This is a genomic window from Microcoleus sp. BR0-C5, from assembly GCF_036705045.1.
GTDB lineage: Bacteria > Cyanobacteriota > Cyanobacteriia > Cyanobacteriales > Microcoleaceae > Microcoleus.
Map to the genome: position 1 here is coordinate 1 of NZ_JAUBTR010000124.1, position 10389 is coordinate 10389.

The 10389-nt window shown below is 48.2% G+C and carries 5 protein-coding genes; all 5 read left to right on the top strand.

Features of this window, described 5'->3' with window-relative positions; genetic code table 11:
* Nucleotides 1–111 precede the first annotated feature (111 nt).
* The 5 genes from QUB08_RS30410 to xylB all read left to right on the top strand — a co-directional run bounded on the left by QUB08_RS30410 (nt 112) and on the right by xylB (nt 10284).
* Nucleotides 112–480, top strand: coding sequence for a hypothetical protein (locus QUB08_RS30410; protein WP_333229835.1), 369 nt, complete (start codon nt 112–114; stop codon nt 478–480).
* 146 nt (nt 481–626) lie between these two features.
* Entirely contained in the window at nt 627–1640 is a 1014-nt protein-coding gene (locus tag QUB08_RS30415; RefSeq protein ID WP_333229837.1) for a mannitol dehydrogenase family protein, read from the top strand.
* 263 nt (nt 1641–1903) lie between these two features.
* On the top strand, nt 1904–7099 hold the full coding sequence (locus QUB08_RS30420) for a PAS domain S-box protein (RefSeq protein WP_333229839.1): 5196 nt from the start codon (nt 1904–1906) through the stop codon (nt 7097–7099).
* Between the two features lie 276 nt (nt 7100–7375).
* Complete coding sequence (gene iscB / locus QUB08_RS30425; protein ID WP_333229841.1) at nt 7376–8365, top strand: RNA-guided endonuclease IscB; 990 nt, start codon at nt 7376–7378, stop codon at nt 8363–8365.
* A gap of 476 nt (nt 8366–8841) precedes the next feature.
* Nucleotides 8842–10284 (top strand): xylulokinase, encoded by a 1443-nt coding sequence (gene xylB / locus QUB08_RS30430; RefSeq protein ID WP_333229843.1) that lies wholly within the window; start codon nt 8842–8844, stop codon nt 10282–10284.
* Nucleotides 10285–10389: the final 105 nt, after the last annotated feature.

The window sequence follows — 10389 nt, forward strand, 5'->3', positions numbered from 1 at the left end:
GAAATGTCAAGTACATTGATGTTCACTCATTTGTTTATTATATCTTGCTTAAGTTATTAAATTTTCATTCCTAAGCTGAATCAAGCATCCCTGTCTCTTTTACCTGGAAACGTGCGCGTACCCAATTACGATCGCCATCAAATTACTAATGGCATTGTGCATATTGGGGTTGGTGGATTTCATCGATCGCACCAAGCGCTCTATCTCGATGATTATTTCCATCACAATCCTGGTAGTGATTGGGGAATCTGTGGGGTTGGATTGCTTGACAATGACTACGATCGGCGAATGCGGGATGCGCTTCAATCCCAAGATTGTTTGTATACCTTAGTTGAGCGCTCGCTAGAAGGCGATCGCGCTCGGATAATTGGTTCAATCACTCGATACCTGTTTGCACCAGACAATCGTCAAGCAGTTATTGAAGCATTAGCAGATCCCAGATGCCGAATAGTTACTCTAACGATCACTGAAAGCGGCTAAGCTGTTCTACATTTAAACTGTGTGTCAAAAATCAATAAAACTCTTGTGGGACGGGCTTCTAGCCTGTCCCAAATCTCCAATTTAAATGCGTAACAGCTTACTACTACATTGAAGGAAGTGGCAATTTCGATGTCAACCACCCGACGATGCAGCACGATTTGCAACATCCTGACCAACCACTTGGGACATACGGTTTTTTGACAGCCGCACTCGAAAAACGGCGTAAACAGGGGTTGGCACCCTTTACAGTCTTGTCCTGCGACAATATCCAGGGCAACGGCAACATGGTGCGGAAAATGCTAACAACATTTGCCCAAATGCGCGATCGGGATTTAGGAAGTTGGATTGCTGAACACGTTGCCTTTCCCAACTGCATGGTCGATCGGATTACTCCGCTGACAACCCCAGCAGATATCAAAATGGTGGCCCAACAGTTTGGTATTGATGATGCGTTTCCCTGCGTCGCAGAACCTTTCATTCAGTGGGTAATCGAAGATACCTTTTGTGCAGGCAGACCCGATTGGGAATCCCTTGGTGTACAGATGACTAAGGATGTTCATCCCTATGAAATGATGAAAATTCGGCTGCTCAATGCCAGCCATATGCTGATAGGCTATCTCGGCTCTCTGGCAGGTTATACCTACGTTTATGAAGTCATGGCTGATCCCTTGTTTCAGCAAGCAGTCGCTAACCTGATGGATGAGGTGACACCAACGCTTCAACCCGTTCCGGGGATTGATTTAGACGATGATTATAAAAAAACTTTAATTGAACGGTTTTCTAATCCTAAAATTCGCGATCAGCTTCCACGCCTGTGCCTGAATGGATCGGCCAAAATTCCTAAGTTTGTTTTGGGATCTATCCGCGATAAATTACAACTTGGAGGTGCTATCGATTACCTAAGTTTGACGATTGCTGCTTGGTGTCGATACATCAATAGTCATGATGAACAAGGGCAACCTATTCCCATTGATGACCCATTAGCAGACATCCTCACTCAACGCGCCAGTTTGAGTGAATTAGATCCCAGACCATTACTGGGCCTATCTGAAATTTTTGGAGATTTAGTACAGTCGCCACGTTTCGTCGAGGCTGTTGCTGACAAGTTGCGTAGTTTGCATGAGTTTGGTGCTCAAGGAACGCTAGCCCGAATGTCGTAGCCACCATCCGCATCCGTGAGGAAACTTATTTGAGAATGCCGCGGCTGCACTACGTTAAAGCCGTGGGATTCTCGCGTCTAGCCCAGCTCTATGTCTACGAGTGCAAAGGGAAATTCAGCCGCCAATACAGCGCAATATTTATTGATGTAATTCTTTCCTATGTATCTTCTTTCTCGCCAAAGCATCTATCTTAAGGCTGATTCTCCTCAGTGAGTAACTCAGGTTCAATGGAGAAGACCGTGTATGCAGACGGATGAATCTTCATGAAGCGCGACGCCACAGGCAAGTTTGTTAGCAATTGGAACTCGGAGACGAAACAACGAGTGAGCGTATCTCTGACTAATACAGCATGGCGATCGCTCGATAAAGAGGCTCACAGGCGAGGAATTTCTCGCTCTGAATTCATTGAAGACTTTGCCCGCACCCTTGAAGGCGAACAGTTGTTCCCTGTCCAAGAAACTGAGCGCAAGGTGGCAACAATTCTGGAAAGCATTACGGATGCTTTTGTCGCCTTCGATCGCGAGTGGCGCTACACTTACGTAAATCAGGCAGCGGCTCAAATCCTGCACAAAACACCAGAATATCTACTAGGAAAGCACGTTTGGAATGAGGTTTTTCCTGAGCTGGTTGGTGCAATTCCCTATCGAGAACTCCATCGGGCAATGACGGAACAGGTTCCTGTTTCCTGGGAAGAATTTGGGGAATCTGTCCAGCGTTGGATAGAGGCAAATGCCTATCCCTCGACTGCTGGAGTAGCAGTTTATTTTCGCGATATTACAGAACGCAAGCAAGCAGAGGCAGAACGAGAACGGTTATTGCACGAGCTTGAAATTGAACGCGCCCGATTTGAAGCCGTTTTACGACAAATGCCTGCGGGTGTAATGATTGCCGATGCAGCATCTGGTAAGTTGGTTCTGGCGAACGAACAAGCCAAGCAGATTGTTGGGTATGGCTACGAACCATCGCTTGAGCTTAACGAATATGATGCCGTCGTTTCATACATTCCACTTCGTTCTAATGGTCAGCCCTATGCCCATGAAGATATGCCCTTAGCGCGATCGCTAAAAACAGGTGAAGTCGTTACCAACGAGGAGATGGAAATTGATCGAAATGATGGTAGCCACATTTTCATTAACGCCAACTCAGCACCGATTTTAGATAAGCAGGGGCAGATTGTTGCAGCCGTTGTTATCTTCCAAGACTTGACGGATTACAAACAAGTTGAACAGGCATTACGAGAGAGCCAAGAACGCCTGCAATTGGCACTGACGGCGGCTCAGATGGTGGTCTGGGATATGGATTTGCCGACCAATCAGGTAGTGTGTTCTGCTAATGCTCTAGACGTTTGGGGTTTTCATGAAGGCTCAGGAGAAGACTTTTTTGCACTCATTCATCCAGACGATCGACAACGGGTGATCCAAGCAGCCCAACGGGCAACTGCGGTCGAACAGTCCTACGTGCAGGAGTATCGGGTAATTAGTCCAGACGGCGTTGTGCGCTGGCTCAACAGTCAGGGACAAGTCTATCTGGATGCAACGGGGCGAGGAGTTCGTATAATTGGCGTTTCGGTGGACATCACCGAACGCAAACAGATCGAAGCAGAGCGCGATCGCCTTTTAAAACGAGAACAATCTGCCCGACTCGAAGCAGAAACCGAACGCAAGCGGTTGCATGACATCCTGATGCAATTGCCTGCGATGATTGGCATTGTTAAAGGTGCCGATCTTGTGTATGAATTTGCAAATCCAACCTATCTGGAAGGGACTGGCCGCACTCCAGACATTATCGGGAAATCAATACGGGACGTTTTCCCGGAGATAGAGGGACAAATTTACTTTGAAGCGCTCGATCGCGTTTACCGGACGGGAGAAACATTTATTCGGGAGGAGTCACCTACTTACTGGGATCGGAACGGCGATGGGGTGTTGGAAGAGGCATTTTTCCACTGCATCTTTGCACCTTGGCGGGATGCTGAGGGAACCATTCAGGGTGTGTTGATTTATAACATTGAAGTGACAGCCCAGGTGCGGGCAAGGCAACAAATTGAACAACTGCTCAAGAACCTCCAGCAGAAAGAAGAAATTCAACAATTCCTAATCGAATTGAATGAGGGGATTCGTGCCATTCAAGACCCAAAAGAAATTATGTGGCAGGTGGTTTGTGCTACAGGGCAACACTTTAGTGTCACTCGCTGTACCTACGGCGAAATTGATCCAACGCAGGAATATGTCATTGTCGATCGCGATTATTGCAATGGTGTAATCAGCGTGGTGGGTAGACATCACCTAGATTCCTTTGGCCCTGAACTCATTGCTGAATTAAAGGAGGGCAGAACAATTGTCGTGGATGATGTCGATCGCGATCCTCGGACTGCCGGAGTTGGGGCGGCTGCCTTCGATGCCATCCAAACCAAGTCTCTGCTATGTGTTCCATTGGTGAAAGAGGGGAAATTTGTCGCATTGTTGGTGTTGCACCATGTCTCTGTTCGCCACTGGACGGAGGAAGATGTGGTGCTGATGGAGCGAATTGCTGAAAAAACCTGGCTAGCCGTGGAGCGGGAGCGGGCAGAAGAGGAATTGCGAGAAAGTGAAGCTCATCTGCAACTGGCGCTGAAGGTCGGACGCATGGGAACGTGGGATTGGGATATGCAGACCGATGCCTTGCTTTGGTCAGAAGCACACTTCATGGTACTCGGTCTGCAACCCAATGAGTCCGAACCCTGCTATGAGGTTTGGGCAAGTCGGGTTCATCCTGATGACCTAGCACAAACCAATGCAAAACTTCAGCAAGCCATAGCAGACAAGAAGGACTATCACCATGAACATCGCCTGCGTTGGCCTGATGGCTCCATTCACTGGGTTGAAGCGAGAGGACAGTTTACTTATGATTCTCAGGGAAATCCCAAGCACTCGATCGGAGTTGTCATTGATATCACAGAACGCAAGCAAGCAGAAGAGGCGTTGCGTCAAGCCCTACAAAAGCTCAACTTCCATGTTGAAAACTCTCCTATGGCAGTCGTTGAATGGAATCGAGACTTTCGAGTCATTCGCTGGTCTGCTGGTGCAGAGCGGATTTTGGGCTGGAAAGCCGAAGAAATTCTGGGCAAATCTTTAACAGAGATACCTTTTGTCTTTGAGGAAGACCTCGAATCGGTGACTGAAGTCTGCCAACGGCTGGTCTATGGTGAAGAACCCCATATTTTTTCATACAACCGCAATTACACGAAAGCTCGCAACATTGTGCATTGCGACTGGTATAACTCCAGTCTCAGGGACGAATCGGGACGGATGATTTCGGTGCTATCGCTGGTGCTGGATGTGACGCAGCGCAAGTATGCAGAACAAGAACGAGAACAACTGTTAGAACGCGAGCGCCAAGCACGATCGGAAGCCGAAGCCGCACAGCGCCAACTGGAAACCATCTTTGAAACATCACCCATTGGACTTGCTCTGTTAGATTCCGAGCAGCGATTTATTGCCATCAACGAAGCATTAGCAGAAATTAATGGATTAACCCGCGAGCAACACTTAGGCTATTCAATTCCAGATATTTTTGGTCAGTCCGATCCAAAATTAGTTGAAGTCTTTCATCAGATTTACGCCACAGGGAATCCTTTCATTTCACCCAACTTTGCAGTGAATGTTCCCGGACGCTGCGATCGCCGTCCCGGTTACTACAACGTTTACTATCTTCCAACTGTTAACTCAAAGGGTCAGGTCGAAGGCATTCTCGTGTATGTGGTAGATGTGACGGAACGGGTGCAGTTAGAGCTTGCCCAACGCTTTCTCTCTGAGGCAAGTGCGGTGCTGGCATCCTCACTCGATTATCAAACTACTTTGGAGCAAGTCGCGCAGCTTACAGTGCCGGAATTAGCGGACTGGTGTACGGTTCACATGATAGAAGAGGATGGTGCGATCGAGCAGATTGCGGTTGCTCACATCAACCCTGCCAAACTCGAATGGGCCTATCAGATTAGAGACAAGTATCCGCTGAACCCGGATGACCCTCGCGGTGCTGCATACACCTTGCGAACTGGGGAATCTGATTTGGTGCCTGAGATTCCCGATGAATTGTTGGTACACGCAGCGCGGGATTCAGAGCATTTAGAGATTCTGCGACAGGTTGGATTCAGCTCTGTAATGACGGTGCCACTACGAACTCAGGCACGAATTCTAGGGGTCATTTCCTTTATCTGTGCCGAATCTGGACGACGGTATACCTCAGCAGATTTGCAACTGGCAGAGGAATTGGCGCGTCGTGCTTCTTTGGCGATCGACAATGCTCAATTATACCGATTGGCTCAACGCGATCGCGCAAAAGCAGAAGCTGCTAACCGGATTAAAGATGAATTTTTAGCGGTATTGTCCCACGAGTTGCGATCGCCTCTCAACCCGATTCTGGGCTGGACAAAATTGCTACGAAGTCGGCGCCTCGATGCCACAAAAACCGAGCAAGCCCTAGAAACGATCGAACGCAACGCCAAGCTGCAAGCCCAATTAATTGAGGACTTGTTGGATGTTTCGCGCATTCTGCAGGGAAAAATGACGTTAAACGTCGCTCCTGTGAATCTAGCGGCAATGATTGAAGCCGCCCTAGAAACGGTACGACTGGCCGCCGAAGCCAAACACATTCAAATCCAGACCACATTTAATCCTATTTCAGGAACGGTTTCAGGTGATACGAATCGCCTCCAACAGGTAGTCTGGAACCTCCTTTCCAATGCCGTGAAATTCACCCCAGGCGGAGGACGAATCGAGGTGCAACTAGAGCAGGTTGGTATGTATGCTCAGATTCAAGTCAAAGATACTGGAAAAGGCATCAGACGAGACTTCTTACCCCATGTGTTTGACTACTTCCGTCAAGAAGATGGCACAATAACCCGACAATTCGGCGGATTGGGATTGGGGCTGGCGATCGTCCGTCATTTTACCGAACTGCATGGAGGAACCGTTCAAGTAGACAGCTTAGGACAGAACTTAGGGGCTACATTTACCATCCGGCTACCGTTAAACATCGTAGAGCCGGAACCCTCTTCTGATGACAGACATTCAGAAAGTGCGACAGATTTAGCAGGGATTTATGTCTTGGTTGTGGACGACGATGCAGATATGCGGGAGTTGGCAGCATTCACCCTGATGCAATCTGGCGCACAAGTTACGACAGCAGCTTCGGCTGCACAGGCATTGACCCTCCTGAATCAATCTGTTCCCGATCTACTCTTATGTGACATTGGGATGCCAGAGATGGATGGTTATGCCCTGATTCGGCACATTAGAAAGTGGTCTCCTGAACAGGGAGGCACGATTCCTGCGATCGCACTTACTGCCTATGCTGGAGAAATCAATCAGCAGCAAGCCTTAGCTGCGGGATTTCAGATGCATATCTCCAAGCCTGTCGAACCTGATCAATTGGTAAAAGCGATCGCCCGTTTGCTAAGACAGTCACGAACCCAGCGCTGACTGCTTAGGCAGTACAGCGTGGGCTTGAGAGAAATCTTAAGCCTTCGCGATTAGCCTCAGTGTTCCAGTATGCAAGGAATACTACGTTTTCCGAGAATACATAGGCACCGTGAAGTGTAGGGCTAGCAACCCGATTCCTAGCTTGACGCTCTGCGGTTTTCATTAAACATTCCTTTTGGGTCGGGAAAGTGTGGAAACATCAAAACAAGAGTGAAAACATTGGCGAAGGAAACCACATTCTTAGGAATGAAAACCTGTTTACTAGGTTTAACAATCATGAAAGTCTACGTGATCAACAGAAAAGGGCGTCCCTTGATGCCCACAACTCCCAGGAAGGCGAGACTCTTGCTCAAGAGTGGTAAAGCCAAAATTGTTCGGCGCACCCCTTTCTCTATCCAACTCATCTACGGTTCGAGTGGCTACACTCAGCCTGTGAATTTGGGTATTGATGCAGGGTACGAGAACATAGGCTTCAGTCCCGTAAATGAGAACCGAGAGCTTATTGGTGGCGAACTTAAGATGCTCAAAGGAATATCCGAAAGGATTACCGAGAGGCGCAAGTATCGTCGTACCCGTAGGAATCGACTACGACACAGAAAACCCCGTTTCTCCAATAGAAGGATAGAGAAAGGCTGGTTGGCACCTAGTATCCAGCACAAGCTAGATACTCATCACCGACTTATCCACAAGATATGCCGTACCCTCCCTGTCAGAACGGTAACAATCGAAGTTGCTGCATTAGACATCCAGAAAATCAAGAACCCTACAATCGTTGGGGAACAATATCAATATGGAGAGCAATACGGCTTTGATAATCTGCGGGAATATATCCTGCATAGAGACGGACATAAATGCCAGAATCCCAACTGCAATAACAAAACAGACAAACCAATTTTGCAAGTTCATCACTTGGGATTTTGGAAGAATCCACCTGACCGCACGGATAGACCCGCCACTTTGATTACACTTTGTACCAAATGCCATACCCCCAAAAACCATCAGAAAAAAGGTTTCTTGTTTGGATGGCAGCCCAAACTCAAGTCATTTAAAGGTGAAACCTTCATGACAATGGTGCGGTGGCGATTGACCGAACAAGGTCGGAACGAGTCCACCTTTGGTTACATTACCAAAGGTAAACGCCGGGAGCTGGAAATAGAAAAGTCCCACCACAATGACGCTTTTGTCATTGCTGGCGGGACAACTCAAACCCGTGTGGTCAACCCGTTGATGCTCGAACAAATTCGACGTAATAAACGGTCACTATAACAGTTCTACGATGCCAAATATCGTGATATCAGGGACGGAGAAATCAGTTCTGGAGGCGAGTTGTCTTCCGGTCGTAGAACCAGAAATACCAATCTTAATGGTGAAAATTTACGGCAACACCGTGCCCATAAAGTTAGCACTGGACGCCGCGCCATTAAGCGGAAGCGATATCCGTACAAGCAGCGTAACTTGGTTTTGTTTGAAGGAAAAGCTTACGAAGTTATCGGGATGCAGAACTTGGGCACTCGGCTTAGTTTGAAGCCCGATACCAACAGTAAAACCAAGTACAAAACGGCAGCTTTAAGCAAAGTTAAACCATTAAAAAGAAGACGAGGAATCTGTGAACAACAAACATGATTTGGATAATTGGGAGACATTTAGTCCCACAAATTATCCCGCCATTCCTCTCGACGCCGACGTAAAGTACGGCGCGAGGCTCCTGGCGGAAAAAGCTAAATGATTTGAGGATTAGCCTAATGCTGCTTGGAATAGATTTAGGAACAGGCTCTGCTAAGGCATTGCTCCTAGCGACAGACGGAACCACTATAGGTGAAGCATCAAACTCCTATCCTGTTCATGCACCCCAACCTGGATGGGCTGAGTCGGAGCCAGAAGATTGGTGGTTAGCTGTTGCCTCGGCTGTGAGGAAGGCTGTAGGAAATCACGCTGATCAGGTACTGGCGATCGCACTTTCAGGCCAAATGCACGGTGTTGTGCTAGCTTCGGAGTCTGGTCAGCCCCTGCGCCCTGCTATCCTCTGGGCAGATACTCGCTCTAGTGCCACGCTTAGCGCTTATCATTCGCTCGATGCCGCTATTCTAGAGCGCTTGGGCAACCCGGTTACGGCTGGAATGGCGGGCCCCACTTTGTTGTGGCTACGAGAACACGAGGCTACTGTCTACACGGAAGCGTGTTGGGCACTCCAGCCAAAAGATTGGCTGCGGTTACGCATGACTGGAGAAGTTGCAACGGAACCATCTGATGCTAGTGGTACTTTGCTTTACGATGTTGTGTCGGATAACTGGGCAGAGGATGCAGTCTCAGCCCTGAATCTACGTGGTGATTGCTTACCACAAATTATCCCCTCTAGTGCGATCACAGGTTATCTAACAACTGTTGCTTCAGAGCATCTTGGCTTAAGAGTTGGCTTACCTGTTATCGCTGGTGCGGCGGATACCGCAGCGGCAGCGCTTGGTAACGGACTACTAGAGCCTGGTTTGGTTCAACTAACCATTGGCACAGGCGCTCAAATCATTACACCTCGATCGCAACCAATTATCGATCGTCATGGTCGTACCCATCTCTATCGAACCGCCCTACCTAACCAGTGGTACAGCCTTGCAGCAATGCAAAATGCCGGGTTAGCGCTTGAGTGGGTGCGAGGTATCCTCGGCTTAAGCTGGCAGGAAGTCTATACTAAAGCGTTTTCTGTTCCCCCAGGATGTGAAGGATTGACATTTTTGCCCTACCTCACGGGTGAGCGAACTCCACACCTTGATCCATATATACGTGGGGCATGGGTGGGGCTTGGACTTCATCACACACAGGCGCACTTGATGCGATCGGCTTTAGAGGGAGTTGCTTTTGCCTTGCGACAAGGTTTTGAGGCACTTGAGGCAACAGGTTTTAAAGCGACAGAACTGCGTTTAGCAGGCGGTGGAACCGCAGAAATGCCTTGGAAACAATTACTGACTGATGTATTGAGAATACCCCTCTATGCAACTACAGTTGCTGCGGCTTCCGCGCGTGGTGCTGCTCTACTGGCTGGTATAGGAATTGGCATATACGCAGAGGCTAATGACACGATCAAACTGGCAGCCACACCAACGCTTGCTGCAACTCCGCAATCTGTTGATCCCACTCTAGAAGAGGCTTGGATGCGATATCAAGCGCTTTATCCACAACTTAAAAAAACTTGATAGGAGTTATGCCTCAAGGAGGACGTGCTAAGCTGACACGCAGCTAGATTGTATAATATAAATATAAGATAAGCGCTCATTAGTTATAATGTATGCCAGCCAAAA

Excerpts from the sequence above, each read along its gene's own strand:
- xylB (WP_333229843.1), top strand. The coding sequence starts at position 8,842 with ATGCTGCTTGGAATAGATTTAGGAACAGGCTCTGCTAAGGCATTGCTC.
- iscB (WP_333229841.1), top strand. The coding sequence starts at position 7,376 with ATGAAAGTCTACGTGATCAACAGAAAAGGGCGTCCCTTGATGCCCACA.
- QUB08_RS30415 (WP_333229837.1), top strand. The coding sequence starts at position 627 with ATGCAGCACGATTTGCAACATCCTGACCAACCACTTGGGACATACGGT.
- QUB08_RS30420 (WP_333229839.1), top strand. The coding sequence starts at position 1,904 with ATGAAGCGCGACGCCACAGGCAAGTTTGTTAGCAATTGGAACTCGGAG.